Origin of the sequence: Mesorhizobium sp. M7A.F.Ca.ET.027.02.1.1 (genome assembly GCF_004022985.1) — a bacterium.
Taxonomy (GTDB): domain Bacteria; phylum Pseudomonadota; class Alphaproteobacteria; order Rhizobiales; family Rhizobiaceae; genus Mesorhizobium.
The window spans coordinates 21,043-46,472 of sequence record NZ_RZOL01000004.1; the positions used below are offsets into that span (position 1 = coordinate 21,043).

At 59.7% G+C, this 25,430-nt stretch carries 36 protein-coding genes and 1 pseudogene; 18 read left to right on the top strand and 19 right to left on the bottom strand.

Annotation, left to right across the window (positions count from 1 at the left end; all coding sequences use genetic code 11):
- The first annotated feature begins 682 nt into the window (after positions 1-682).
- Positions 683-1,369 (top strand): RNA methyltransferase, encoded by a 687-nt coding sequence (locus tag EN749_RS01175; protein ID WP_127320803.1) that lies wholly within the window; start codon positions 683-685, stop codon positions 1,367-1,369.
- A 114-nt stretch (positions 1,370-1,483) separates the two neighbouring features.
- Here the strand turns inward: EN749_RS01175 and EN749_RS01180 are convergent, their stop codons facing one another.
- Entirely contained in the window at positions 1,484-1,972 is a 489-nt protein-coding gene (locus EN749_RS01180; RefSeq protein WP_189367287.1) for a RidA family protein, read from the bottom strand.
- Between the two features lie 188 nt (positions 1,973-2,160).
- Between EN749_RS01180 and EN749_RS01185 the strand changes: the two genes are divergently transcribed.
- The 4 genes from EN749_RS01185 to EN749_RS01200 all read left to right on the top strand — a co-directional run bounded on the left by EN749_RS01185 (position 2,161) and on the right by EN749_RS01200 (position 4,312).
- The gene (locus tag EN749_RS01185) at positions 2,161-2,847 is read left to right on the top strand and encodes a TetR/AcrR family transcriptional regulator C-terminal domain-containing protein (RefSeq protein WP_128362413.1); all 687 of its coding nucleotides are present in this window, start codon (positions 2,161-2,163) and stop codon (positions 2,845-2,847) included.
- Between the two features lie 131 nt (positions 2,848-2,978).
- Positions 2,979-3,179, top strand: a complete 201-nt coding sequence (locus tag EN749_RS01190; protein ID WP_127268843.1) for a hypothetical protein — start codon at positions 2,979-2,981, stop codon at positions 3,177-3,179.
- Positions 3,151-4,122, top strand: coding sequence for an SDR family oxidoreductase (locus EN749_RS01195; protein WP_127320807.1), 972 nt, complete (start codon positions 3,151-3,153; stop codon positions 4,120-4,122). The genes EN749_RS01190 and EN749_RS01195 overlap by 29 nt, the downstream gene beginning before the upstream one ends.
- A 40-nt stretch (positions 4,123-4,162) precedes the next feature.
- Complete coding sequence (locus EN749_RS01200; RefSeq protein WP_128288700.1) at positions 4,163-4,312, top strand: hypothetical protein; 150 nt, start codon at positions 4,163-4,165, stop codon at positions 4,310-4,312.
- Between the two features lie 59 nt (positions 4,313-4,371).
- Here the strand turns inward: EN749_RS01200 and EN749_RS01205 are convergent, their stop codons facing one another.
- Complete coding sequence (locus tag EN749_RS01205; protein WP_127272261.1) at positions 4,372-4,878, bottom strand: ferritin-like domain-containing protein; 507 nt, start codon at positions 4,876-4,878, stop codon at positions 4,372-4,374.
- A gap of 232 nt (positions 4,879-5,110) precedes the next feature.
- On the opposite strand from EN749_RS01205, the gene EN749_RS01210 reads away from it, so the two are divergent.
- The gene (locus EN749_RS01210; protein WP_128362414.1) at positions 5,111-6,820 is read left to right on the top strand and encodes an HAD-IIB family hydrolase; all 1,710 of its coding nucleotides are present in this window, start codon (positions 5,111-5,113) and stop codon (positions 6,818-6,820) included.
- Positions 6,821-6,949: 129 nt separating this feature from the next.
- On the opposite strand, the gene EN749_RS01215 is transcribed toward EN749_RS01210, so the two are convergent.
- The 3 genes from EN749_RS01215 to EN749_RS01225 are packed head-to-tail and all read right to left on the bottom strand — an operon-like array spanning position 6,950 to position 10,874.
- Entirely contained in the window at positions 6,950-9,229 is a 2,280-nt protein-coding gene (locus EN749_RS01215; RefSeq protein WP_128362415.1) for a xanthine dehydrogenase family protein molybdopterin-binding subunit, read from the bottom strand.
- Positions 9,230-9,232: 3 nt separating this feature from the next.
- Positions 9,233-10,255 (bottom strand): xanthine dehydrogenase family protein subunit M, encoded by a 1,023-nt coding sequence (locus EN749_RS01220; RefSeq protein WP_128362416.1) that lies wholly within the window; start codon positions 10,253-10,255, stop codon positions 9,233-9,235.
- A 1-nt stretch (position 10,256) separates the two neighbouring features.
- Positions 10,257-10,874, bottom strand: a complete 618-nt coding sequence (locus tag EN749_RS01225; RefSeq protein WP_127380339.1) for a (2Fe-2S)-binding protein — start codon at positions 10,872-10,874, stop codon at positions 10,257-10,259.
- Between the two features lie 165 nt (positions 10,875-11,039).
- Here EN749_RS01225 and EN749_RS01230 point away from each other — a divergent pair, with 165 nt between their 5' ends.
- The 3 genes from EN749_RS01230 (at position 11,040) to EN749_RS01240 (ending at position 12,178) form a co-directional block, all read left to right on the top strand.
- Positions 11,040-11,210, top strand: a complete 171-nt coding sequence (locus EN749_RS01230; protein ID WP_127397926.1) for a hypothetical protein — start codon at positions 11,040-11,042, stop codon at positions 11,208-11,210.
- A 170-nt stretch (positions 11,211-11,380) separates the two neighbouring features.
- Positions 11,381-11,698: a plasmid stabilization protein gene (locus tag EN749_RS01235; RefSeq protein ID WP_127329054.1), complete on the top strand. Its 318-nt coding sequence runs from the start codon at positions 11,381-11,383 to the stop codon at positions 11,696-11,698.
- 36 nt (positions 11,699-11,734) lie between these two features.
- Positions 11,735-12,178 (top strand): PPC domain-containing DNA-binding protein, encoded by a 444-nt coding sequence (locus tag EN749_RS01240; protein ID WP_128308827.1) that lies wholly within the window; start codon positions 11,735-11,737, stop codon positions 12,176-12,178.
- Positions 12,179-12,200: 22 nt separating this feature from the next.
- On the opposite strand, the gene EN749_RS01245 is transcribed toward EN749_RS01240, so the two are convergent.
- Positions 12,201-13,475 carry a DUF763 domain-containing protein gene (locus EN749_RS01245; protein ID WP_128362417.1) on the bottom strand — a complete coding sequence of 425 codons (1,275 nt, stop codon included), beginning with the start codon at positions 13,473-13,475 and terminating at the stop codon, positions 12,201-12,203.
- Positions 13,476-13,575: 100 nt separating this feature from the next.
- The gene (locus EN749_RS01250; RefSeq protein ID WP_127267549.1) at positions 13,576-14,184 is read right to left on the bottom strand and encodes a cysteine hydrolase; all 609 of its coding nucleotides are present in this window, start codon (positions 14,182-14,184) and stop codon (positions 13,576-13,578) included.
- Between the two features lie 201 nt (positions 14,185-14,385).
- Between EN749_RS01250 and EN749_RS01255 the strand changes: the two genes are divergently transcribed.
- Both EN749_RS01255 and EN749_RS01260 read left to right on the top strand, forming a co-directional pair.
- A complete protein-coding gene (locus tag EN749_RS01255) occupies positions 14,386-14,781 on the top strand; it encodes a GFA family protein (RefSeq protein WP_128362418.1) in 396 nt (131 codons plus the stop codon).
- A gap of 24 nt (positions 14,782-14,805) precedes the next feature.
- Positions 14,806-15,216: pseudogene (locus EN749_RS01260) on the top strand (HD domain-containing protein); the annotation flags it as partial.
- 49 nt (positions 15,217-15,265) lie between these two features.
- Here the strand turns inward: EN749_RS01260 and EN749_RS01265 are convergent.
- The 4 genes from EN749_RS01265 to EN749_RS01280 form a co-directional block, all read right to left on the bottom strand.
- A complete protein-coding gene (locus tag EN749_RS01265) occupies positions 15,266-15,676 on the bottom strand; it encodes a DUF427 domain-containing protein (protein WP_127398200.1) in 411 nt (136 codons plus the stop codon).
- A gap of 123 nt (positions 15,677-15,799) precedes the next feature.
- Positions 15,800-16,696: an alpha/beta hydrolase gene (locus EN749_RS01270; RefSeq protein ID WP_128362419.1), complete on the bottom strand. Its 897-nt coding sequence runs from the start codon at positions 16,694-16,696 to the stop codon at positions 15,800-15,802.
- Positions 16,693-16,878, bottom strand: a complete 186-nt coding sequence (locus tag EN749_RS01275; protein ID WP_127398196.1) for a hypothetical protein — start codon at positions 16,876-16,878, stop codon at positions 16,693-16,695. The genes EN749_RS01270 and EN749_RS01275 overlap by 4 nt, the downstream gene beginning before the upstream one ends.
- Before the next feature lie 89 nt (positions 16,879-16,967).
- Entirely contained in the window at positions 16,968-17,177 is a 210-nt protein-coding gene (locus EN749_RS01280) for a DUF2934 domain-containing protein (protein ID WP_236383395.1), read from the bottom strand.
- A gap of 287 nt (positions 17,178-17,464) precedes the next feature.
- Here EN749_RS01280 and EN749_RS01285 point away from each other — a divergent pair, with 287 nt between their 5' ends.
- The gene (locus EN749_RS01285; RefSeq protein ID WP_127267547.1) at positions 17,465-17,722 is read left to right on the top strand and encodes a hypothetical protein; all 258 of its coding nucleotides are present in this window, start codon (positions 17,465-17,467) and stop codon (positions 17,720-17,722) included.
- 10 nt (positions 17,723-17,732) lie between these two features.
- Here EN749_RS01285 and EN749_RS01290 read toward each other — a convergent pair whose 3' ends face one another.
- Both EN749_RS01290 and EN749_RS01295 read right to left on the bottom strand, forming a co-directional pair.
- Positions 17,733-17,969: a hypothetical protein gene (locus EN749_RS01290; protein WP_128362420.1), complete on the bottom strand. Its 237-nt coding sequence runs from the start codon at positions 17,967-17,969 to the stop codon at positions 17,733-17,735.
- Positions 17,970-18,180: 211 nt separating this feature from the next.
- Positions 18,181-18,510, bottom strand: coding sequence for a hypothetical protein (locus tag EN749_RS01295; protein ID WP_245491219.1), 330 nt, complete (start codon positions 18,508-18,510; stop codon positions 18,181-18,183).
- A 193-nt stretch (positions 18,511-18,703) separates the two neighbouring features.
- Here EN749_RS01295 and EN749_RS01300 point away from each other — a divergent pair, with 193 nt between their 5' ends.
- A complete protein-coding gene (locus EN749_RS01300; protein ID WP_128288707.1) occupies positions 18,704-19,414 on the top strand; it encodes a DUF1236 domain-containing protein in 711 nt (236 codons plus the stop codon).
- Between the two features lie 126 nt (positions 19,415-19,540).
- On the opposite strand, the gene EN749_RS01305 is transcribed toward EN749_RS01300, so the two are convergent.
- The 4 genes from EN749_RS01305 to EN749_RS01325 all read right to left on the bottom strand — a co-directional run bounded on the left by EN749_RS01305 (position 19,541) and on the right by EN749_RS01325 (position 22,691).
- Positions 19,541-19,705 (bottom strand): DUF3309 family protein, encoded by a 165-nt coding sequence (locus EN749_RS01305; RefSeq protein ID WP_013531546.1) that lies wholly within the window; start codon positions 19,703-19,705, stop codon positions 19,541-19,543.
- 145 nt (positions 19,706-19,850) lie between these two features.
- The gene (locus EN749_RS01310; protein ID WP_128288709.1) at positions 19,851-20,468 is read right to left on the bottom strand and encodes an NAD(P)H-dependent oxidoreductase; all 618 of its coding nucleotides are present in this window, start codon (positions 20,466-20,468) and stop codon (positions 19,851-19,853) included.
- Positions 20,469-20,988: 520 nt separating this feature from the next.
- Positions 20,989-21,594, bottom strand: a complete 606-nt coding sequence (locus EN749_RS01320; RefSeq protein ID WP_127398381.1) for an alpha-ketoglutarate-dependent dioxygenase AlkB — start codon at positions 21,592-21,594, stop codon at positions 20,989-20,991.
- 392 nt (positions 21,595-21,986) lie between these two features.
- Positions 21,987-22,691, bottom strand: a complete 705-nt coding sequence (locus EN749_RS01325) for a Crp/Fnr family transcriptional regulator (RefSeq protein ID WP_164873984.1) — start codon at positions 22,689-22,691, stop codon at positions 21,987-21,989.
- Between the two features lie 286 nt (positions 22,692-22,977).
- On the opposite strand from EN749_RS01325, the gene EN749_RS37540 reads away from it, so the two are divergent.
- From EN749_RS37540 to EN749_RS01350, 5 genes are all read left to right on the top strand, one after another.
- On the top strand, positions 22,978-23,139 hold the full coding sequence (locus tag EN749_RS37540; protein WP_164873844.1) for a hypothetical protein: 162 nt from the start codon (positions 22,978-22,980) through the stop codon (positions 23,137-23,139).
- Between the two features lie 166 nt (positions 23,140-23,305).
- Entirely contained in the window at positions 23,306-23,605 is a 300-nt protein-coding gene (locus tag EN749_RS01335; RefSeq protein WP_127395993.1) for a PRC-barrel domain-containing protein, read from the top strand.
- Between the two features lie 80 nt (positions 23,606-23,685).
- A complete protein-coding gene (locus EN749_RS01340) occupies positions 23,686-24,120 on the top strand; it encodes a GFA family protein (protein WP_128362421.1) in 435 nt (144 codons plus the stop codon).
- 80 nt (positions 24,121-24,200) lie between these two features.
- A complete protein-coding gene (locus EN749_RS01345) occupies positions 24,201-24,401 on the top strand; it encodes a KTSC domain-containing protein (protein WP_128362422.1) in 201 nt (66 codons plus the stop codon).
- 152 nt (positions 24,402-24,553) lie between these two features.
- Positions 24,554-24,718 carry a hypothetical protein gene (locus tag EN749_RS01350; protein WP_081738679.1) on the top strand — a complete coding sequence of 55 codons (165 nt, stop codon included), beginning with the start codon at positions 24,554-24,556 and terminating at the stop codon, positions 24,716-24,718.
- 63 nt (positions 24,719-24,781) lie between these two features.
- On the opposite strand, the gene EN749_RS01355 is transcribed toward EN749_RS01350, so the two are convergent.
- Both EN749_RS01355 and EN749_RS01360 read right to left on the bottom strand, forming a co-directional pair.
- Complete coding sequence (locus EN749_RS01355) at positions 24,782-24,994, bottom strand: hypothetical protein (RefSeq protein WP_189367289.1); 213 nt, start codon at positions 24,992-24,994, stop codon at positions 24,782-24,784.
- 88 nt (positions 24,995-25,082) lie between these two features.
- Complete coding sequence (locus EN749_RS01360) at positions 25,083-25,367, bottom strand: hypothetical protein (protein WP_245481724.1); 285 nt, start codon at positions 25,365-25,367, stop codon at positions 25,083-25,085.
- Positions 25,368-25,430 lie beyond the last annotated feature (63 nt).

Sequence of the window (25,430 nt, forward strand, 5' to 3'; positions counted from 1 at the left end):
GGCCTGAGCCAAACAAAAACCGCCGCCCACTAGGTGGCGGCGGTTCATCAAAACGGTTTGTCCCTTGGTGCTAAACTAGATTGTTGGCGATTATGATAATCGCTGCTCCAAGGATGAACCATCCGATTATCTGTAAGACACGCATGGCTCTTACCTCAATTTATGCAGTCGCCCGGACATGCTATTCCGGGGCGATCCAACTTCCAAGCCCGGCGCGTGCTTCAGCATTTCGATAAGCTGTAGCAGCGCCGGCAACTGGTGCTCATGCACCCATCCTGTAGCTTGCACTAGACCTTTATTCTGCTGGCGCTTGCGCCATGCTGTTTGCCGCTGTGCGGCGGTCTTTGTGTGATACAGAATTTCGGTTTCTGGCTTTATGCCAAGTGCTTGCACTATGATAACCCCCCTGCTCTTACGAAGTGCCATTCTCGGCCCCCGTTATTAGTAACGTAGGGGCGCTGGCGCGCCACTTCAAGTATTATTTATGAACAGGGTTTAAAAACGTGTCTATTGACAGGGATACCCAAATCAGTTCAGCCCTGCGTTACGGCGTAATTCTTCGCCGTTGGTTGGACTTTCGTTTTTTCGTTCCGGTCTCTATCTTATGCGACTTCCTGATGTGGCGGCGATAGAGTCGCCACGGGCCTTGGATTCAGATGCGCCTCTGGTAAGAACCTCTCTCATGGAAACCCTTGAGGCTCAGAAACCCAGAGTATCGGTTCGCAAGCGTGCGGCTGCGGTCAAATCGTTTCGCTGCAAGAACTTGGTAGCCGTTGTCGAAGATCCGAATGATATCAGGAACATCGGAACGGTAATTCGAAACGCAAATGCCCTCGGCGTTGAAAGAGTCTATATCGTCGATCCACGCAAAGCACTTCCTGATGACTGGCAGCAAATGCGCCAACGGAAATCGCTTTCGGAAACGTCTGTATCAGCCGTCAAATGGACGTTTGTGAAACGATTCGACAGCACTGACGCCTGCCTCAGCCATCTGGAAAAACATGGCTTTGTGTCCGTCGTCACGTCGCCGCATATAAAGGGAAAGACCAGCGTTTTCCTGCACGAGGGCGATTATACCCAGCACACCAAACTCGCTGTCTGGTTCGGCAATGAGAAACGGGGCATCAGCACCCTCGCGGTCGAGCGCAGCGAGATGTGCGTAGCAATTCCAATGTTCGGGATGATCGAGAGCCTAAACCTCGGAACCAGTTCGGGTATCGTACTCTACGAAATCGCGAAACAGCGACGCGAGTATCAGAGCAAATACCGCCGCGGTAGCCGGAAGGGAAAACGCGCTGAGCCACTACCTACTGTAATGCGTCGCGAAATTGGCGGCTTTGCTTCGAGCGAAACCGAAGGACAGACCTGAGCTGACGCGAAGCTCAACCGACCGTTGGCCGGCTCTACTTCCGTATAATGGCTCCGGATGTGCGGCTGTCGGCGGCGCGCTCGACCCGTTTCAGTTTGTGGGGCGATCTCGCCCCTACTCCAGCATGACCACGGCTTCCACCTCGAAAAGCATGGGGTCGATTGCAAGCTTGGGAACGGGAACCAGTGTCTGCGCCGGCAGCGCCTCGCCGAACATGTCCTTGACGTTCCTGGTCAACACATCGAGCTTGGACATGTCGTGGTCGACCACGAAGACCGTGAGCTTCGCCACCTGATCCGGCCTGGCGCCGATGCCCTCGAGCGCCGCATGCAAATTTGCGTAGGCCTGCTTAACCTGGACAGCGAAATCGGGTGACAAGGCTCCTGTGCTGTCTTGGCCGCCCTGCCCGGAGATGTAGGCAATCCGAGCTCCGCGCGGTGCGATCACGGCGGTGCTGTAGCCATTCGGCGACGGGTCGTAGAGCGTCTGTGGATTGACGATGGTCAGCTTGAGGTCGTTCCCAGTCGCTGTAGCCGCAGCGGAAACTGCCATGGTCATGATGATTAGCCCTCCGGTAAGCAGATGCTTGATTGCGCGTGACATGATTTCTCCTGGCTCTGCTGACTGCGAATAACGCACTCGCGGCCGGCATGAACTTTAACCAGATCGCTCATACGATGAATCGTGCGATGTACGAGTCATCGTATGGTACGTCGTACTAGTCAAGCGATCAGCGTCGACATTCCTGACGGCGCCTGCCAAAATCGACGTTCGGCCAGCAAGGAAGACAGATGGCAGCCAAACCCCGCAGTGCCAGCAAACGATCGCAACGGACAAAGCTTCCACCCATGCAGGAAGCGAGCAGCGAGCCGCCGCTGTCTCGAGAGCGTATCGTGGCGATCGCGGTGGAACTGCTGGACGCCCAGGGCATAGACGGATTGACAATGCGTCGGCTGGCGGATCGCCTTGGCTCGGGTGTGATGAGCCTGTACTGGCACGTCGACAACAAGGAGGATGTCTTTGATCTGGCACTCGATTCGGTGCTCGAATATCGCGGATCGCCTGAAACAGGTGAGTCTCCGGACTGGCGCGGAGACGTCGTTCATATGCTCGAAAACTGGCGCGCCAGAATGTTGCGCCATCCTTGGTCGGCATCGCTGTTGCCGCGCCGGGCGCTCGGCCCGAACATTCTCAGTCGCCTGGAAATGCTGAGCAAGACCTTGTCCAGAGCCGGTGTTGCGGACGCGGATCTCAACGCCGCGATATGGTCGCTCTGGAACTATGTGATGGGCGCCACCCTCACCCGGGCAAGCTTCGACCTCTCGGAAGAAGACAGAGCAGCCGCGCAGCAGCGTCTTACACGTCTCAGCGAACACTATCCGACAATCGAACGCTCTCGTCTGCTGTTGGACAACGATTGGGACGGCACTTTCCGAAAAGGCCTGGACTTCCTGCTCGATGGCCTCTCGGCAAGATAGATTCCGGCGGCTACGCCCGGAGCAGACCGGATGGCGCTGCTTTGCGCACGCCAGTTTGACGCAATAGCTCCCAATCCACATCATCACATTTGGCTCGCTGCCAAGGCGGCACAGGCAACGGGCAAGCCCGGGTGCTCGACCCCATCGGCGGCGGTGGCTGGCGCGGCTGCATTGCAGCTGAATTGGTGCAACTGGCGATGTCGTTGTTACGCATTGCCAAACGCTGGCCGGAATCTCTCGATCTTTTGCGCAAACCTTTTTGCCTGACATGCGTTGTTTCCTCTCCAAGCCAAGGAGACGATCATGCAGATGAAGTCGGAAATAGCCGGTGAAGCGGCCAAGCAGCGCCATATCCAACGTGGCGTCGATGCCAAGGACAAATCGAAAGGCGATGGGAAGCAGCAAGGCGCCATGCAGGCTGGCGCCCGTGAATATCCCGAGCCCCCCTTCCCCGAGCAACATCAGCCCAAACCGGGGCACGAATGGGCACTAGAGCCGGAGCCTTTGTATGATGCGCCGTACTATCTCGGATCGAAAAAACTCGACCAAAAGGTAGCACTCATCACGGGCGGCGATTCCGGCATCGGCCGCTCGGTGGCGGTGTTGTTCGCCCGCGAGGGCGCCGACGTCGCGATCGTCTATCTGGCCGAGGACAAGGATGCTGAAGAGACCAAATCAGCGGTGGAAAAGGAGGGACGACGCTGCATCCTGGTCAAGGCCGATGTCAGCGAACGCAGCCACTGCCACAAGGCGGTCATGGAGACCGTTGAAAAATTCGGCCGCATCGACGTGCTGGTCAACAACGCCGCGTTCCAAATCCATTCCAGCGATTTCGGCGAGCTGACCGAAGAACATTTCGACACGACGCTGAAGACCAATCTTTACGGCTATTTTCATATGGCGCAGGAAGCGGTGCCGCACATGAAGCCAGGTTCGGCGATCATCAACACCGGTTCGGTAACCGGTATCGACGGTTCAAAACAGCTGGTCGACTATTCGATGACCAAGGGCGGCATCCATGCCTTCACGCGGGCCTTGTCGGGAAATCTCATCGGCAAGGGCATAAGGGTGAATGCGGTCGCACCGGGGCCGGTGTGGACGCCGCTCAATCCGTCGGACAAGGAAGCCGACGACGTCTCGAAATTCGGCGCGGACACGCCAATGAAACGACCCGCGCAACCGGAAGAACTCGCGCCGGCCTATGTGTTCCTCGCTTCGCCGCACTGCTCGAGCTACATCACCGGCGAGATCTTGCCGGTCGTCGGAGGGTACTGAGGATGGCCGAAACGAAATCCGTAACCAAGGAGTAGGATGGATGGGCCGTCTGCTTTTCATGGTGGCGCTCGCTTGCGTAGCGTACCGCATCTACACGGAAACAACAGAATCTGCTCGGCATGTGCCGCAGGATGACGATGAGGCGCTGCGCCAGCAATCAGCGGCCCTGGGCGTCGACCCGTCTCGCTGACGGAGTGGAACCTGCCGGCAATCCGGCCGGCCGAGTTATCAGCCGGCCGGATTGCAGCCTTATTCGGCTGCCTGCAGGTTGATCTTGCTTTCCGCCATTTCGGTGAGCTTGCGATCGGTCGCCTGTTCTTCCCTCAGGTTCTTGGTCAGCACATTGGCGCAGTCGGTGCGGCCGAGTTGCTTGGCCCAGGCGATGAGCGTGCCGTAGCGGGTCATCTCATAGTGTTCGACGGCCTGCGCCGAAGCAATCAGCGCCGCGTCGAGAACCTCCTTGTCATCGACGTCACCGCTCACATCGTCGGCCTCCTCGAGAATGCCGTCGATTGCCGGACAGTTGACCTCCTTGGCCTTGACGCCATGCAACTCAAACACCTCTTCGACGCGCTCGATATGGCCTCTCGTCTGATCGAGGTGTTTTTCAAATCCGGCTTTCAATTGCGGGTCGGTTGCCTTGTCGATCATCTTCGGCAGCGCCTTCTCGATCTGCTTTTCGGCGTAATAGATGTCGCGCAGCGTGTGCACGAAGAGATCGTCGAGTGTCTTGATGTCCTTCGAAAAGAAGCCCATGGCCTTACCTTTCATTGCACTTGGTGTGGATTTCGGCGACGGGGTTTGCACGCCGCCAGCAAAGACCGGGACGGTTCCCGGCTTGTCTGGTCAACGTACCGGCGCCGAAGGAGTTCCTGATTTCCGAGGGCGAACCGCCCCTTCTCCAGACCTGCGATCCGGTCGGTGGGGAGCCTTTGTCTCGATCACACGTTCTAGCCGCAGGGCAACCGGAACGAGAAGGGTCGGCGGAATGTATTTCATGGCATTGGCGGCAGACTATGACGGCACGCTGGCTCATGATGGGATCGTCGCCAGGAAGACGCTCGCCGCGCTTGAGCGGTTCAAGAAAAGCGGCCGCAAGCTGGTTCTCGTCACCGGGCGTGAACTGCCCGATCTCAAGCGCGTCTTTCCCGAGCTTAGCCTCTTCGACAAGGTCGTCGCTGAGAATGGCGCGATGATCTACACGCCGGCCAGCGAGGAAGAACGGGTGATCGCCCCATCGCCCGAGCCCAAATTCGTCGCCAGATTGAAGCGGCAGGGCGTCAAGCCGCTTTCGGTCGGGCGATCGATCGTCGCGACTTGGGAACCCCATCAGGCGACCGTGCTCGATATCATCAAGAAGATGGGTCTCGAATTGGAAATCATCTTCAACAAGGGCGCGGTGATGATCCTGCCGAGCGGCATCAACAAAGCCACCGGGCTCGCTGCGGCCCTTCAGGACCTTCGACTTTCGCCGCACAACGTCGTCGGCGTCGGCGATGCCGAGAACGACCACGCGTTCCTGCAGGCCTGTGGCTGCAGCGCCGCCGTCGACAATGCAATTCCGGCGGTCAAGGATACAGCCGACCTGGTCATGCGTGGCGCCCGCGGCAAGGGCGTGGAGCAATTAATCGCAAAGCTGATAAAGCGTGATCACGCGATAGTGCCGAAGCGCCATGACGGCATCGTTCTTGGATCGTCTGGCGGCGATGATGTCTACCTGTCGCCGAGCGACACGATCCTCATTGCCGGGAGTTCCGGCATTGGCAAATCCACCTTGGCCACCGCGCTGACGGAACGCTTCGTCGAAAGTGGTTTTCAGTTCTGCGTCTTCGATCCCGAAGGCGACTATGACGGCCTCGAAGGCGCCGTTCGCCTGGGAGACGGCTCAAGCGCGCCGACAAAGGCGCAGGTGCTGGATCTGATCGCCAAGGCCGACAGCAACATTGTCGTCAATGGATTGGCCCTGCGCGTCGACGAGAGGCCGGATTTCTTTGCCGACCTGCTGCCTGGCCTGAGCAGTTTCCGCCGGCGCACCGCGAGACCGCACTGGCTCGTCATCGATGAAGCGCACCATCTTCTGCCCAAGCGGCGCGACGATACGCGGGCGGTCCTGTCATTGGAATTGCCGGGCACAATCCTGATCACCGTTCACCCCGAGGCGATCTCGACAGACGCCTTGCGCCTTGTGACAGCCATCATTGCGCTTGGCCCCAAGGCGAAGGACGTGGTGAAGGTCTTCTGCAAGGAAACTGGCATTGAGCCGCCAAAGGACATTCCAACGCCCAAAGGCGCGCGCGTGCTGTTCTGGCGGCCGCAGTCGGGCAAGAAAGTCAAGACGGTCAAGGTGGTCGAACCACGTCAGTCACTCAAGCGGCACAGCCGGAAATATGCCGAAGGCCAGCTCGACGAAGCCGGCAGCTTCTATTTCCATGGCCCTGACAATGCGATGAACCTCAGGGCTCACAATCTGATGATCTTCGCTCAGATCGCCGAAGGGATAGACGACAAGACCTGGGAGTTTCATTTGCGCACCGGCGACTATTCCAAATGGTTCCGACATCAGATCAGGGACAAGGACCTGGCGCGCGAAACCGCCGAGGCTGAAGAGGACAAGACCCTGTCGGCGCAGGATAGCCGAAAGCGGGTGCTTGACGCTGTACGCCGCCGTTACACGGCTCCGGCCACATCCCCGGAGTGACACTCGAGAGCCAAGGCGATTAAGCTATCGCTGCATGCGAAAACTTTTTCAGTCGGACAACGCCGCCACCGCGACAATTTCGATGACGATGTCGGCTTGTGAAGCCCCTCCTCTCAGAGCTCTCGATCGTCAGCCTATCAAATCATCTATTCTGATCGGCAGATCGCGAATGCGCTTGCCGGTGGCATGATAGACGGCACTCGCCACGGCAGCAGCCGTTCCGACATTGCCGAGTTCGCCCAAGCCCTTGACGCCGGCAGGATTGACCTGGTGGTCGATTTCGGGGACCAGGATAACGTCGACCTGTTTGATGTCGGCGTTGACCGGCACGAGATAGTCCTGCAGGTCGCGATTGACGTAGCGCGCGTGTCGCTGATCGATTTCCGTGGCCTCGTGCAACGCTTGGCCGATGCCCCAGATCATGCCACCCATCAGCTGGCTGCGCGCGGTGCGCGTGTTCATGATGCGCCCGGCAGCGAAGGCTCCGACAATGCGCGGCACCCGGATTTCGCGTGTATAGCTGTTGATGCGCACTTCGACGAACTCGGCGCCAAAGGCATATTTGACCGAATCTTCGTCGTTCTCTCCACCATGAAACTCCGATTGTCCGGCATAGAGTTTGCTGAGGGCTTCAGGCGAAGAACCCTTCGGCGCAAACTCGGCATATTCTTCGATGGCGCCGACCTGCATGGCCTTGAAGACATCGGCCAGCTTGGCGGACTTGCCGGTCTCGGTGACGACCTCTTCGTCCTTCAAATCCAGCTTCGCATTGGCCGAACCTGCCAGCGGAGCCCCCTTGCCCGCAGCGGCGGCAAATAGCTTTTCGCGTATCGCATCGCAGGCTTTCATGATCGCCGAGCAGACGCTGGCGGTCGAGATCGATCCGCCCGACACGGGAGCCGGCGGCAAGGCACTGTCGCCCATCTCGACGCTGATCTTGTCCATGCCAACCCCCAGCCTTTCGGCCGCCATCTGGCCGGCGATGGTGCGAACGCCGGTGCCGATTTCATGCGAGCCGCACTGGACCCGAACCTCGCCATCAGCGGTGAGACGAACCCGGGCCGCACAAGGCGCGGCGGCTGTCGGATAGATTGCCGTCGCACAGCCCATCCCGACCAGCCAATCGCCGTCGCGCATCGAGCCGACCGTGGGATCGCGTTTCGACCAGCCAAAGGCCTCCGATGCCTGGTCATAGCACTTGATGAGTGAGCGGCTGGAAAATGGCTTGCCTCCGATCGGCTCCTTCTCCGGTTCATTGATGCGACGAAACTCGACAGGATCCATGCCGAGGGCCACGGCCATTTCGTCCATGGCGTTTTCCAGCGCGTAGACATAGGGCGTCTCCGGCGGCGATCGCATGTAGCCAGGCGTGTTGCGGTCGGCATGAACCAGCGAAACATGCGTCAGAACGGAGCCGTAATTGTACATGCGCGCGGTGGCGGACGTGCCGCCGACGACATAAGGGTCAGGGCGTGACGTCACCTCCCAGGCCTCATGTCCGAACGCCGTGATGCGGCCGTCCTTGCCGGCGCCCATGCGGATCCGATGCCGCGTTTCGGCTCGATAGGTCTGCGTACCGAAGGCTTGCATGCGATTGACGACGCAGCGAACCGGCCGGCCGATGCGCCGCGCCGCGACGGCAACGATCGCAGTGCGTGCCGTCATCGGCCCCTTGGAGCCGAAGGCGCCGCCAATATAGGGACTGACGATCCGCACATTGGCCGGGTCGAGCTTCAGTTGGCGTGCCAGTTCCACCTTCCAGCCCGTAACATTCTGGCTGGGCTCGTGTATCGTCAACTGGTCGCCCTGCCACACGGCCGTGGTCGAAAACAGCTCGATCGGATTATGATGTTGGGTCGGCGTCGAATATTTTTCGTCGATCTTCACCGTCGCATCCGCCCAAGCGGCGTCGAAGTCACCGGCCTTCGCATCCTCCTTGAACATCGGGCTTTTGCCGGCAGCCGGTTCCATCTTCACGCCCTTGGAATCAAAGCTGGCGCTGGGCCGTTCGTCCTCGTAGTCGGCGCGGATCAACATCGCTGCCTCCTCCGCCGCCTCGAAGGTTTCTGCGACCACCAGAGCGATGATCTGACCATCGTGAAAAACCGTCTTGTCGTGCAAAGGCCCAATCGAACTTGCGCCGGTGTTGCCGAATTTCGGCATGTCGGTCTTGTCCAGGTCGCCATAGGTGACGATGTCCAGCACACCGGGTACGGCCCTGGCGTCTTTCGTGTGAAGTTCGGAAACCTTGCCCCGCGCAATGCTGCTGGTGGCAAGGGCACCGTGGGCGACGTTGGCGGTGACGATGTCGGCGGGATAGCCGGCCTGTCCGGTAACTTTTAGCCGGGCGTCAATGCGAACAACGGGATCGCCCTGGTTTTCCCTTGGAGCGGGTGCAGCTTGGTTCATGGCTCAGCCCTTCATATCCCGGGTTTCGAGCAGCGCCCGCACCAGCGTGCGCTTGCCGAGCGGTATCTTGAATGCGTTATGCTCGCGCGGTCTGGCATCGGCGAAAGCAGCCGCGGCGGCCTCCTGCGCCGTGGCTTCGTCAAGCACTTTGCCCTGTAGCGCGTCCTCTGCTTCGCGCGCACGCCACGGCACCGTCGCCACTCCGCCGAGCGCAATGCGCGCACTCCTTACCGTCTCGCCATCCATGTCGAGCGCGACAGCCGCGGACGCCAGCGCAAACGCGTAGGATTCGCGATCGCGTATCTTCAGATAGCGCGACCGGCTGCTCCACCGTGCGAGCGGCACTTCGATGGCGGTAATAAGCTCGTCGGCGGCCAGATCCGTCTCGATGTCGGGCGTCTCGCCCGGCCGTCTATGCAGCTTGGCAAAAATGAGCGTGCGCCTTCCCCGCGAACCTTCGACATCGACGGTGGCGTCCAGCGCAACCAGCGCCTGCGCGAAATCACCATGATACGTGGCAATGCAGGCATCGCTCGTACCCAGCACGGCATGCTGGCGATTGGACCCTTCCATCGCAGCGCAGCCGGAGCCCGGTTCGCGCTTGTTGCACGGCCAAGATATCTCTCGAAAATACTCGCAGCGCGTACGTTGCAGCACATTGCCGCCCAGGCTCGCCATGTTGCGAAGCTGACCGCTGGCAGCGAATTTCAGGCTGTCGGCGAGGACCGGGCAACGGCGCCTGACATCATTGTTGTCGGCTGCTTCACCCATACGGACCAGCGCACCAAACCGGATCTTATCATCGTCTATCCTGATCTGCCGCAAGGCCGGCTCGGCAAGAGTGTTGAGGTCGAGCAGTCGCTCCGGCCGCGCAACACCGAGCTTCATGTAGTCGGCCAGATTGGTGCCGCCGGCGATGAACTGCGTGTCGGCACCGGTTGGCGGAACATGCACGGTATCGGGACGGGATGCCATGGCGATTGCCGCGGAGACGCTGGTTGGTCTTTCATATACGAATGGGCGCATCCTAAGCCCTCCTGGTCTCGTCGCGTGCCTGGACGATCGCGGCAACGATGTTGGGATAGGCCGCGCAGCGACATAGATTGCCGCTCATATATTCGCGAATATCGTCTTCCGACCCAGCATGGCCTTCGTTGATGCAACCGATGGCGGACATGATCTGACCCGGTGTGCAATAGCCACATTGAAAGGCATCGTGGTCGACGAAGGCCTGCTGGACCGGATGCAATTCCCCTTCCGCCGAAGCCAGGCCTTCCACCGTTGTGATCTCTCGGCCCTGGTTCATGACGGCAAAGCTCAAGCAGGACAGTACCCGCTTTCCGTCGATCAGCACCGTGCAGGCACCACACTGACCGTGATCGCAACCTTTCTTGGTGCCGGTCAGGCCGACATGGTCGCGCAGCGCGTCAAGCAGGCTGGTTCGATTGTCGAGCGCGAGGTTGTAGGTCTGCTTGTTGATACGCATCGAAACCGCCGACAAATCGCGCGGTTCGGCCGGTTTTGCGGACGCGGGCTGGGCAGCTCTCGTCGGGGAATTTACAAGCGGCATCACCGCCGCCGCCGAAACAGAGGCCGTCATGAACATGCGTCTGCTCAGGCCACTGGAAATCTTGGCATCGGACATGGCTGGCTCCGGGCTGGCTGGGTCTCAAGCGGCCCAAACCACTCGCGGAGGGCAAAGTTCCCTCCTCACGAGCCTGTGATCCTTTTTTCTGTCGGCGGGATCGACGCAATCGGAACCTCCCCGGTCAAGCGATGGTTGTGTGCCAACAGCGGGAAGGAGGCGATCATGAGCGATGGTCGGCATGGCAAGGACGGTGACAATGGACCCGTATTCTCTGCGGAGCAGGCGAGACAAGGCGATATCATCCTGCGAACGCGCACGCGTCGGGTCGTCTTCATAGCCGGCTTGGCCGGCGTCGTGATCCTGGCCCTCGTCGTGAGGTTGGCAATCGGCTGAACCAATCCCCCTCGCCTTGCTGCTACACTCTCCCCGGCCCGAAAGGCGCTAGCTTGCGCGGCGCGGCGGTGTTTGGCCATGCATCGCGATGCGCCATTGGCTACGCGACTTCTGTTGGAACCAGCGCGTCGAGTCGACGTTCAGCCCTTATTCAACAGGAGGAACAGGCCATGCCACGAGGCGAGAAATCGAAATACACTGACAAGCAGGAGCGCAAAGCCGACCACATTGCCGAAGGCTATGAGAAGCGCGGGGTTTCCGACAAGGAGGCAGAGCGGCGCGCATGGGCTACCGTCAACAAGGACGATGGCGGCGGCAAGAAGGAAGGCGGTTCCGGCCGCGGCAAACACACGGGCCATCCAGCGGCGCACAAAGGCGGCAAAAGCGGCGGCAAGGCATCGGCATCACGGTCTGCCGCAAGCCGATCGGAATCGGCAAGGAAAGCTGCGGCGACCCGCAAGCGCAATGCGGAACACCGCGCACATTGATATGAGGCCGGCACTGAATGCGGCGGGAGCACAGGGATGAAATCGCAGCTCGTCAATGAGATCGGCGGACAACGGACATTCGTCGTGGTGCTCGACCCAGGCGAAGAAGCGTTCGCGGCACTGACCGCCTTCGCGGTCGAGCAGAAGATCGGCAGCGCCTCCTTGACCGCCATAGGGGCTTTCGAAAAAGCCACGGTGGGCTGGTTTGATCCGGCCTCTAAGACCTACCGCAAGATCCCTGTCGACGAACAGTGCGAGGTTCTGAGCGCGATCGGCGATGTCGCACTGGGTGACGACGACAAGCCCAGCCTGCACGTCCATGCGGTGCTTGGATTGAGTGACGGCACCACTCGGGGTGGACATCTGCTCGACGGCATCGTTCGGCCAACGCTCGAAATCACCCTGGTGGAAGCACCCGGTCATCTGCGTCGCAGCAAGCGTCCGGAGCTCGGTGTCGCACTCATCGATCTTGACGATTGATCTCCAGCCCCTCCACCCGTGCTCACGCTTTCTCGTTCCGCTCAGCTGATGCTGTGTCCGGCGGCGCTTCCCAGCCAAACACGCTGCGCCCGCCGAGCTGATGCGACTGGTCGAATTCTCCCGCGACAATTTCCTTCAGGCTGGGGCCGGTCACGTATCGTTCGACTTGCCGCGACTGATCGTCGAGCCGCCTCAAGGCACCGATTTCTTCATCGCGACCGAGCTTTGCCTTCTGCACGGCCGACTTCAGAACCCCGATCGTCTCGTCATAGACCTTCAGCGGTACCGGAAATGGATGCCTGTCCTTGCCGCCATGCGCCAGCGAGAAGCGGCCGGGATCGGAAAACCGGCAAGGCGCGCCATGCACCACCTCGGCAACGAGGGCCAGCGCGCGCACCGTACGCGCGCCGACGCCGGGGACCAGAAGGAGCTCGGCGAAATCGGTGGGACCGCGGTCCGCGGCGGCTGCGATATTGCCGTGAAGACGATGCATGACGACATCGCTTTCGCGAACATCATGGTGGGCCGGCATGACCAAATGCGGCAGCAGCGGCTGCTCCGGTTCTTGCCGGCGCGTCGGCTCCGCGCAACGCTCCAATGCTGCAAGCTCGCCCAGGATGCGATCGGGTCCGAGGTCTTGCAAAAGGTTCAGTTGCCCTTGGCGCGACGCGTCGGCGCGCCTGTCGGTCAGGTTGACGATCTCACCTTGATGGACGCCCTCGATGGCGGCATGCGGCTGCTCGACAAAACTCTTGAGGCCCTCGGAGAGCCAATGGTAGCGGCGCGCCACCTTGCTGTCACCGTTCATGCCTTGCTGCACCACGACCCAGCGACCGTCATCGGTGACGATGAAACCATGCAGATAGAGATCGAAACCGTCCTGGACAGCGGCGCTGTCGACCTTGGCGACAAGCCGGCTGACGGTGGCCAGGCCCGCTCCGTCGAAGCCGACGCGTTGGCCGATGGCCTCCAGCTCATGCGGGGTTTTGCGCGAATGCACGCCGCGACCACCGCAGACATGAATGCCGAGCTCGCCGGAAAGCGGCGTAAGGCCACGCTTCAAAGCGCCCACGACGCTGGTCGTGATCCCCGACGAGTGCCAATCCATGCCCATGACAGCACCAAAGGACTGGAACCAGAATGGATGCGCCAGCCGCCGCAGCAGCTCGTCTCGACCATAGTGATGAATAATCGCCTCGCACATCACGGCGCCAAGACGCGTCATGCGGTCGCCGAGCCATTTTGGCACGCGCCCGCCATGGAGTGGAAGATCAGCACTTCCCGATCGTTGCGTCACGTCTGCTACCTGTTCTGGTGTCCGTCATTCTCTTAACAGATAGGCAGCCCAACCGCGCAAGGAAGCATGGACACTTCCACTCGGGCCGGGTTAGCGGACGTCAAGTCCAGTTCGAGAGAACCGTTTCCATCTCAACCGTCTCGACCTGCTGCGCGAAACGTTGGTGATAAACCGTCAGCAGTGCATCATGGGTTGCGTCGGAAGAACTGCACAGCGCGTCCGTGACGAGAACCACGCGATAGCCGAAATCGATGGCCCCGAGCACGGTGGCGAGAACGCAAACATCTGTTTCGCCACCGGTAATGACCAGCGTATCGATGCCGCGCTCCACCAGAAGGGCTCTGAGGCGCCCTTCGAACCAGGGCGAATAGATGTGCTTGTCGATGATCGCCGCTGGCGGGCAGTAGCCGGCTAAAGACGGCAACAGTTCGGTCATTTCGGGCCCGATCGTCTCGATCGTCAGGGAAGCCCAGCGCTCATAATAGCGCTTCCATGTGCCGACGCCCTGCCCCGGCTTTTCGGCTGGCAGGAAACGTGTAAAGACCGTCTGTGGCGCGCGTCTTTCGACCAGCCTCTCGATCTGCGGGAGAACCCGGGTGATCCAGGGCGTTGCCCATTGAGACGGCTCGGCAAACAGCCGCTGCATATCCACGCAGACATGCATGCATCGATCGCCGAGAGGTCCGTATGCCAGCCCCGGCATCGACATCAGCGCTTCTCCGACCGACGATGCATTTCCCTGTTTCCTCCCATTGTCGGCAAAGACACGCAACGCCGCGCGCAAGCACTGGTTCCTGAGATAGCTACAGGAACCGACGCAAATGGCTCGCGTTTCCGCTGAGATGAATGGAGGTGCTCGCATGAGACCGCGCGATGGACGTTGGAGCTGCAAGTCAGCCGGGGCGCCAAAATGGAACTGAGCGGAGGATGTCTCTGCGGCACGATCCGCTTCCGCGTTGGAAGCGAACCGAGAGTGCATTATTGCCATTGTGATATGTGCCGGCGAACGACCGGCAGTGCGTTCGCGGTTCTAGCCTGGGTGCCTTCCCAAAGCGTGACCTGGACCAATGCCACGCCGACCTATCGCAGATCTTCACCGATTGCCCGGAGGGGCTTCTGCTCCACCTGCGGATCGCCGCTCAGCCTTGCCTATGACGCATCGCCCGGAGAGATCGCGTTGCATGTCGGAACGTTCGACGATCCGGCTCGCCTGGAGCCGCGCTATAACTATGGATCGAGGCAGCGACTTGGCTGGGTTTGCTGTGGAATAGACCTGCCGCACCACGATACCGAGGAGCGATGGTGAAACCATGTCTGAAGGGCAAGCCAGATGAGCATGTTTTACCGGGCGGCCAAGATTGCCGAAGAGGTCCACGCAGCACAGCGCGACAAGACCGGGCGACCGTATATCGAGCACTGCCGCCGGGTCGTCGACGCGGTCGAAACCAGGGACCAGAAGGTCGTCGCCTATCTCCATGACGTCGTGGAAAAGGGCGAAGGCTGGAACCGGACCAGGTTGGACGAGGCCGGTTTTGGCCCGACGATCGCTTCGGCCGTCGACGCCATGTCGCGCAGGGATGGCGAGGACTACTTCGCGTTCGTGCGACGAGCGGCATCGAATCCATTGGCGCTGCCGGTGAAGCGCGCGGATCTGGCGGACAATATCTGGCAAGCCCGACAGGTCGGGGCATCGACTGTCAAATATGAGGAGGCACTACGCATCCTTGATGACGAGTTTCCGCGCCGTCAGCACCAGCTTGAATCAACTCGCCCCGCTGCGAACGGGCAATCTACTCCGGGACGTGGGGCGTGTGCCGTCTGTCCTCCGCGGGCTCAGCATCGATGCGCGCCTTTTCCGGATCGAATGCACCATGACGTGCAATGGGCCGCGCCGCGGTTTCAGGCGTCTCGTATGCCCACATGAAATCGTCAGCCGAGCTGCCAACCGCATGGACGCGCCAGTAGCTCGCGGTGCCTTTCGAAGGGGAGCGGCTGGTGGTGTTCGTCTTTTCGAAAAGGTCGAAATAGATGTCTTCGAAAGGGATGTAGAACACGGGCTCATGTCCTTCTTCCTGAAGCACTTTCGCCCGTTCCGTAGCAGCGACTATGGCGTCGGAAAATCGTACCGTCACCGTGCCGGCAAACGGTTCTATGGCCAGCTGGCCAGCATGGTGTGCTGAGATTGCGTCTGAAGCTTGCATTCAAATTCTCCCTGGCTGCCGATGATTGCGAGACCGCATTTCGGTTCGTCATGCATGGAGACGAAATGCGCGGCGATGCGTCAGGTTCCGGCCTCTACTATGAGGTTGGATGATGACTCCACTTCAGCGTTTGCCATGGCTGTCGAGAAACGCAGCCAACAATCGCGCAACCTGATCAGAAGCCTCACGCGTCGGGAAGTGTCCGATGCCATCCAGCACCACCCGCCTATAGAACGCGGTGAAATGCTCTTCGAGCCCCTCTGAGGACTGGGCAAACACAACGCGGTCGTCGCCACCATGGAGCGTCAGGATCGGCACCGTGATGATCTTGACCGCTGCTTGCCGGCGGGCAAGTTCGGCATAGCGTGGATCGGGCTCGGCCTCTTCCCATCTGACCCGATAGGAATGCAACGTCACATCCGCCCAGTCAGGATTTTCGAACGAACTCGCGACACCATCGAAAATAGCGTCGTCGAACCAGCCTGATGGACCCCAGCTGTCCCACTGGTATCTGGCGAATTCCTTGCCGTTGTTTCGTACGAACTCGGCGCCCCGTGCCGTCGCCATGAACCATTGATACCAAAATGCTTTCGCTTGTCCGGGCGCCGGCGTTGCTGGTTTGCCTGGTTGCCAGCCGAGCGACAGCGCAGCACAGCACTTGATGCGGTCCGGGAAAACCGACGCGAGCAGATAGGATATCCGGGCACCCCAATCGTGTCCGACGACCGCAAAGCGGCTGAGGCCCAGCGCATCGGCAAAATCCAGCACATCCTGCGCCATCGCGGCAATCTCGCCCGAGCGCATGATTTCTTTTGACAGGAACGATGTCGGCCCGAAGCCCCGCAACCAAGGCGAAAACGTCCGGAAGCCAGCTTCATGAAGGACCGGCGAAATCCGAGCGTATGTCGTCGCGTCGTCGGGCCAGCCATGCAGCAGGATAACCGGGGCGCCGTCCTGCGGTCCACCATCGAGATAGGCGACGCGCAGCAGAGGTGTGTCGCAATGTGAGACGGAGTTCATTGGCTCTGAGGCGCAATAGCTGGCTTATCATCACCAGTCGCGGACTCTGGCCTGGCGGCCTGGTCAACTTGTGGGTTCTTGTTGATGGGGCCGGTGTTGGCTTTCATCGGCTCGATATTGTTGTCGCAGGCGCCGAGCGTAAGGCCAGCGGCCAGGACCAGGAGTGAAAAGAACCTCTTCATCGAAACCTCCTCTGGTTGCTGTCCGGCAAACCAGGTTCCACCAATTTGGTTGCCTGATCGTCCTCTCAAGACGCCACGGCATCTGACGATCAACGCTTCAAGCTATTGGAATCGGCTGCAACTGTCGGATCAGGCAAAACCGGGCCACGTTCAGTCTCCGAACCCTCAGCCTCGATCTCCTGCACGGCCTGGTCCCAGTGCTCCTGCTCGCGGCCAGCCGGCCTGCCCTCTTGTTCCCAGATTTCATGGGCTCGCCGTTTGATCTTTTCTTCCCTGCTGTCCATGGCCAGATCCTCCAATTCGTCAGTCTCAATTCCGGGCCATATTTTTTGTTCCTCCTCTGTCGGGAACAGCCGCTGCCGGAGCCGCGATTTCGGGGAAGGCGCTTGTGGATTGCGTGGGACGAAACCGCTTGGTAATTTTCGTACTGATATTTTTTCGTGACACACCGATGCCCGCAGCTTTATGAATCTGGCTATCGGCCAGCGCCGAGCACGTCCCTCTCCGATCCCACTGCCGGCGCTCAATGCCTGATCGCCCGCCGCACCGATATGGCGGGCTGTTGCTTCGATTGGAGGTGACGCCCATGCGGGAATTGCCGAAAGACATCGACGCCGATGTGGTCATCGAAATCAGCAAGCTGCTGGACGACAGCCCGCTTTTCGTCCCGGTGCGGGTCCATGAACTTGCGGCCAGGGTGAGGCAGAGGGTGAAGACCGGCCTGCCGGATCTTTCGATCGAGGAACTGATCGTGGAGATGGCCTCCGTACGTCAGCTGGCCATGGCCTTCGATCTGCCTGGATCGGAGAATGTCGTGCAAATCCCGGTGCGGTATAGCCGCTAGCACCGCGGCATCACACGCTCCATCCGGAGGTCAGGACAAGCGATGCCTCAAACATCTGCGCACCGATCTCATCGCGTACTTTGACGGTTACCTTGACGAAATCGCAGTCGGGCATTTCGTCTTGGGCAATATCCTGCAAAATACGAATTGCTTCCGCTCTGGCTTGTTCCCGGGATTCGAACAGCTGCCCGTTATCATCGGGTATCGCGCCGTCACCGTTTTGAAGATCGAAATAGTACCGCTTCATTTTCGGGCCACGCTGGAAACATCTGGCGGGTCAATGTTTTCGCTTTATTGGTGGTTCCTGCCCGCTCGGCGGCCGTGCTGGTGAAGACGTGGTCGTTCAACGCACCGCAGCGCGAAGCGCCGATAGGAAAAGCACAAGCAACGCCAAGGCGTTGAGGCCGGCGGCGATGGCATGCGAATACTCCCATTGGCGCCGCAGCAGCTCCCAGTTTTCAGGCAGGACAGTCCAGTTCCGGGTCGCCTGATTGATTGGATAGGTCAGCGTCCAATTGTGTGGCGCCGATGCTGAGAAAGGCGACAAAAACCAAGCCGAAAGATGCACTCGCTCGGTAGAGCAGGATCGCCAGGGCGGCCGTAGAGAGCAATGCTCCCAGCACTACGATGGCGAACAGGCTCCATCCATCATAGGCGCGTTGCGCAGCCAGATAGTTCGGCCCGTCGAGCTTCATTTTGTTGAACATCGTGAAGAAATGCGCGGCGGCCGGAACGAAAGCCAATACAACGAAAATGAAGCTGACCACTCTCAGACTATAAATTGCCATATCCGGTCTCCTCTCAGGAGAGAGCTAGGGCAATCGGCAGAGTTGAAAAGGTCGTTTTAGCGGCGGCTTTCGCCCGCGATCGTATGATCTCAAGCGAGGTCGTTTTTTAGCCCACTCAACTATCTCGGAACATTTTTTTTGGGTGCTGGTTCTACGCACTGAAGGGACGAACCTTACCCAGGGAGATTTCCCCATGAAACATGTTCTCATTACCAGCATGCTGGCGATCGGGCTCGGCTGTGGAACGGCGATGGCTCAGACACAACAGCCCGAAAGCCAGTCTGGCGCAGACGCCAATTGCGCTTCCGGGCAAGCTGGCTGCCAGAATGGTTCCAAGATGGGCGAGCAGGCTCAGGACAAGACCAAGCTGAAGACCGACGAGCAGGCTCAGGGCAAGGCCGGCACAACCAATCAGCAGGCCCAGGACAAGACCAAGCTGAAGACCGACGAGCAGGCTCAGGGCAAGGCCGGCACCACCACCGACCAGCAGGCTCAGGACAAGGCCAAGATGCAAACCGACGAGCAGGCTCAAGGCAAGGCCGGCACCACCACCGACCAGCAGGCTCAGGACAAGGCCAAGACGCAAACCGACGAGCAGGCCCAGGGCAAGGCCTCGACGCAGGATACGACGTCGACCGGTTCCATCAACAACGTGACGGTGGAGCAGAAAACCGAAGTCACCCAGATCATCCGGGAGACGAAGGTCGAGCCTGTGTCCAACGTCGATTTTGACATCACCGTCGGCGTCGAAGTTCCGCGGCAAAAGGTCAGGCTGCATCGTTTGCCGGCTCGTATCGTCAAGATCGTTCCCGCTTACGAAAGCTACGAGTATTTCGTGCTTGCGGACGGCCGGATCGTGATCGTTGATCCGGATACGTTCAAGATCGTCCTGATTTTGACCTGATATGTCCGAGCAGTGGTCCGCCCTCCAGAGGGCGGACCGCCAATGCTGGGCTGCTATGGATTCAAAGCAACCCGCAAAAGGGACTGCAAGCGGCAGGTGATACACCCTGCCACCGCATCGCGAGGGCTAGAGACGCCCGAGCACGACCAGGATAATGACTATAAGCAGCAGAAGACCGAGGCCGCCCCCGCCGTAATAGCCGGTGCCGTAGAATGGCCCGCCGCCAAGCCCACTAAAACCGCCAAGCAATGCAATAATCAGAATGATGATAAGAATTGTGCCGAGACCCATGACTTGCTCTCCTGTTTGCGGCTTCGCGCCTTAGACGGAGCGGCGGTCGCCGGCTGATGTGATTATGAACTCGCTACAAGCCTTCCTGTTCCCGACTGAGACCGCATCGACGCTGCCAGGTTGAAGGATGTCAGGCGAACAAAGGTCACCCCGAGATGCCCAAGTAGCCCCGGTCTTTCAGCAATCCAGCGAGATGGGCGGCGTTTGATGCTGCCATTTCGATCGCACCCGAGACTTTTTCCGGAGTCGCCGGCAGATCGACATAGTTAACCTCCTGCATGGCCTCGCCGACCCAGTAGACCCCGCCATTGGCCGGGATGGTGAAGCCAACATCGTTCAGTGCCTGAAAGCATTCCGCGTGGCAGTGATGCGCACCGTCCTCATTGCCGACGATGGCCACCAAGGCCACCTTTCCTGCTGCCGGCATGCGCCCTTTGTCATCGGTCTCCTCGAGAAACGCATCCATCCGCTCCAGGACGCGCTTGGCCACACTCGAGGGCTGGCCAAGCCAGATCGGGAGCCCGAGTACGAAAATGTCGGCCGCCAGTATTTTCTTTCTGAGTTTCGGCCAATCGTCGCCCTCGCCCATGTCGGAGAGCACGCCGGGTTTGATATCGTGACTGAGCGCACGCACGATCTCGCCCTTCACCTCGTATTGCATCAGCGCCGCCAGGACATCGGCGAGCAACCGATCGGTGGAGGATTTTTCTCTGTCGTTCGAAGCTTTGAGCGAGCAATTAAGTGCGAAGGCCGTGAGCGGCATCTGGATCTCCCTGCATTGTCCTAATTGCGATCGCCCCGACTTCCTCGCGACAGCCCATTCGCCCGTTGCGGGACCGCCCGGCATTTAACGCCAGGGTTGAATGCTTGTTCCGCCAGGCTGACCAACAGGCCGGTGGCGAGATTGCCCCTCCTCCCACGTGGCGACGGTCCAGCCGGCACACAGCGGCTGGCTCTTGAGCACTGACCACCGCTGGAGAACTGCAACCAGTGGGGCAACTTAGTCGATCGCTCGTCGTTTTCTCCTGAATTCCTGAGAATGGATCAACGATGCTCGTCCCTCGAAGCAGGCGATATGCAGCTGGCGGTATCCACGGCCGGCGATCCGGGCCGACCGGCCTTGATCCTTCTGCACGCTGGCCCCATTCCCGGAAAATCTATGATGGTGTGATCGATGAACTCGGCGGGCGATACTTTACGCTGGCTTTCGATCTTCCGGAGATCGGTGGATCGCGTGGCACGCCGCCGTCGGCGGAAAAGAAGGTTCTTATGCTCCTGCGGAGTTAGCGCAATGTCCGCAAGGTGATCGAGTATCGATGCAGGTCAACTGGCGGAATGCTGTGCTCCCATTCCGTGCGCGATCGTCCAGTCATGAGATACGCCGACCTTGGTTCGACGACGATGGTCCGGCGATCCCACTTGGCGCCATTCTTCCGCCGGAGCCGGAAGCTGCAAGGCGCCAGCAACGAAACACCCGCAACGTCTTCGAAATGAGGTTTGTCTCGATGCCAGCCGATGCCGGCGCCGGGCCGGTATTCATTGATCAACACTTGCGCGAAGGCCTCGGCGGGCTTGCCTGCCAACGCCGCGATCTGGTCGCGCAGGGCCAACAGGAAGTCAGGGATCGGCGGGGCCTCGACCACCTGGCGCCTATCGTAGTCGTAGCGCAGGCCAAAACCCACGACGCGCCGGTTTGCCAGATGGCCATGGAAATCGAACGCCTCGAAAGGCAGGCCTTCGAGATGCCGGGCGAGTTCGGTTTCTTCTTGCGCGGTGATAAGATCAGGCTGGTAGAGGAAACCTTCCGGCAGGTCGTCGGCGGCACCAAAGAGATCGTGCTGGAGCCCGGATGAGTCGGAGCCGAGTGCTTTCGATTTGGGTGTCGCCATCCCAGCTAGATGGTGAAGGCCAGTCCGCCTGGCAATATCGGAACCGAGCCAGCAAATCTGCACTCCGCCCTGCGGATATCACCGCACTGACCGGACAAAGCCTGTCAATCCGGAGTCTATCGGGGTGACTGTATTCAATCCAGGATTCCGCGGGCATGCCTTGAATGCGATCGAGGGACGCTGCGTCCATGTACGTACGATTCTTACCGAACCATCAGCTTCCGTTGCCAGTTGCTTGTCAGCAACTAGATTGGCAACGCGGCATCCCCAAAAAATGCCGCGGTGGCCGGCGCGGGTTTGGGCAACGGTGTCTCACCGGCATCATCGCGTCGGCCACTCGAAATGTCTTCTTGGCGGTTCAGTGGCGGAGAAGCCTCTGTTGGCCCCGGCCCTCAAGCGAGTGGCCGCTCCTGCCTCGCGGGATGCTTCGAGCCCAAATCTCCGATAAGCCGGCGGTACTGGGTTTCGGGTGGGCCGTAAGAGTCTCGCGCCAACTTTATGAGACCATCTCGATCGCGGATCGTGATCTCTCCGCGGCGCGCCCGGATATAACCGTAACTCTCGATCATCTGGAGGCCGACGGTAACCCCCGGACGCCTGACACCAAGCATGATGGACAGAAATTCATGGGTTATCATGAGCCGGTCGCCGACAGTACGGTCGCTGCACATCAGAAGCCATCTCGCCAGTCGGACTTCCAGGCTCTGCCGTGCGTTGATCGATGCGGTGTAGCTTGTCTGAACGTGGAAATATTGGACATAGCGCAACAGGAACGGTCGCAATGTAGGACTGTCCTCCAGGGCTTCGACGAAGGGGGCAGCCTCCATCCGGAGGGCCTCGCATGTCGACTGGACGTAACAGTCAAAGTTGGCCTGGTCGTCCCCCATGACCAGGGCCGAGCCGGTCATTCCCTCGAACCCGATGATTCCGACTTCCGCTTCGGTCGCCGCCGAAGTTCTCGCCACCACCGAGGCCAGTCCGCTTTCCAGAAAATAGACGGCCTCGATCTTCTGCCCCGCGGTCTCCATCGGCGCGCGCAACTCCAGGAAAACGCTCGCCAGATGTGGCCTCAGCCGCGCGAAATCGTCCGCGCTCATGCGGCGAAGCAATTCGCTCTTGGCTTGCAGTATCTGGTAATCCACGAGACTCTTTTCCCTTGGGCAAGAGCACTGGAATCTCTTAGCCGGCCGCGCCCGTCGAACGAGCGGACGGTAACGAACCATAGACTTCGTCTCGCGCAGCACTAGACGAGCCGGCGTGTTGGTATGAAACCGACAGTTACTGCTGAAGACTCGAAGGCCTTGTTGGCTGACCATCTTTCGCCAGCAAACGAGCCTCCCGCAGGATAGAGGCGCGATCGAACCCGAGGAGCGATATGATATCATGTATCTGTTGTTCAGCGGCGCCTGTATCCCGCGCAAGCGCGGTTATCGCGACTACTGGCAGACCGGGGTGCTCGGGCTCCTTCGCCATGCAACGCCATGCCTCGTGATGGACAAGAGCGATGGTCACTCCCAAGCGTCAACGCCCAAACTGTGCTGCTGACGATTGCCCTTTGTACGCTTCCGTACAGAGCTTTGCGAGTCAATTCGGGCCGAGGCTGATTTGAGGATTCTTGCGTCCTTGCGTCGTCCGTCCGTCGCCCCGAAATTCTTCGGAACGATTGCCCGGCTGAGAGGTTCAAATATTCCACCCAACAGGAGTTCGAACGATGGATCACACCAACCACGTACGCCTCACAAGCACCGAACTGACGCCAGACATTCTCGAAGACGCCACCATTTACGACGCGGATGACAACAAGGTCGGCAGCGTTTCGCATGTCCACGGGTCTGGAGCCGCCAGTCAGGTCGTCATCGATGTCGGCGGCTTTCTCGGCATAGGTGCCAAGCCGGTGGCCGTTCCCGCGAGCCAATTGGAATTCATGCGCGATGAAGACGGCGACGTTCACGCGGTGACGAACTGGACCAAGGATCAGCTCAAGAACATGCCCGAGCATCACGATGCATGATTTTGAGGACTTCACCTTGAACGGGAGCGGCCGTTCGGCCGCTCTCTGAACGTCCTTGGGCGCGACAGGATTGACAGACGATGCGGCGCGAGACCGGAGCCTGCTTCTGCGGAGGAATCGCCGCAGCCATGGACGGAGAGCCTTTCTGGATATGCTACGATCACGACGACGATTGCCGCCGGGCCATCGGAAGTCCGATGACAATTTGGGTCGGTTACCGGCCAGAGCAATTTCAGCTTCTTAGAGGGGCACCGAAGGCCTTTTCCAAAACGCCAGGCGTCACCCGCACGTTCTGCCCGGACTGTGGAAGCTCGATAGGCTATAGCGACGAAGGTCTGCCGGACGAGTCCTACGTGGCGGTCGGTTTTCTTGACAAACCTGAAGGTTTTCGGCCGCAAGCCCATGCCTATTGGGATCTGAGGCTACCGTACATCGAGTTTGATGACAGCCTGCCACGCATCGACCGATATTCGAGGAAGCGCGACCCGAAGTTGGGCAACCCGCGCGACCGGTAGTCGCCGTGCAAGGCGCGAGGGCATCGGCGGAACCTGACGATCGCTAACGGGTTATTCGGGCAGACCCGTCGGGTGCCACCATGCCATCGACCGTGATCCGAAACGCACAATACGACCCCGCCACCAGGATCCTCTCGGTCTGCTTTGTTCCGAGCGGCAAACGTTACGACTATGAGGATGTTGCTCCGGTAACTTATGCCGCTTTCACCAAAGCTTCCTCAAAAGGCCGCTTCTTCAATGAATTCATCCGAGATCGCCATCGGTACCGCCGCGTGGCGTGACAAGTTCGGACATGAGCAGACGATGCACGGAACCTGACCCGCACCGTCTCGTTGACGTCTCGTCGAAGCAAACCAGGCAATGACAATTCATCTGGATATGCTCGGGACCGGCAAAGATCGATCGGAACAGCCTACAAAGGAGTTCAAGAGCCATGACGGCCAAGAAGCAGAAGACCGAAAGCAAGGACAAGAAGGCGCTGCGCTTGGCAGAGACCACCGACGTCTCACCCAAGCAGGCCAAGGAGCTTATGCAAAAGCATGGCAAGGACAGCCCCAAGGTCGAAAAAGAAGCCAGAAACTTCAAGGCGGAAGGATAGGATCCGCATTGAGGCCCGGCTTGCATGACCCATGCAGGGGATCGGCCGCCAGGCAATTCGGGATTAAGGGGGTTCGCCGGCCTTTTCGGCCGCGAGCGCAAAGGGGAAGTGCAGCACCAGGTTGCGGTTCTCGTCAAAAATCTCGAAGGCCAATCCGGTACGCAGCGGCTTGCCATGCAGCAGCTCTTCGGCGAGGATTTCCTTCGCCGACGCCATCGCGTTTTCCTCGGCGCTCGGGAGATCAGAAAATTCCTGGCCCTCGGGATCCTCCTGCAAGCTTCCGCTCTCATCTCGAAGGTCGAAAAAGTACCTGGACATGCCGACTGAACTCCTCATTGCGATGATAGAATCGGAAGCGCCAGCCTCAGATTTCAGTGCCTGATGTACCTGGATTGTCGAAGAGCACAGCCAGGCCATGCTCGATGGCGCAGGCCGCAATCAGATCATCGAAGGCCTCTCCCGAAAGCGGGCAACTTGGCATCACCTCCCGAATTGCGGTTCCGGCCTTGGCGGTAGAGATCACATGGTGGCGTTTCTTGCGTGTCTCGACATATTGCTGGACCAGGATTTTCAGGCGCCTCACCGCAACATCGTCCGTAAACATGGATTCCTCAGCCAATGCCTGAAGTATGGCTGTCGGCGTGATCATCGTGCCGACGGTCTCGGGGTTAGCCGAGATTGCTCGCACAATATTTCCATGGGCAGTTGGTTC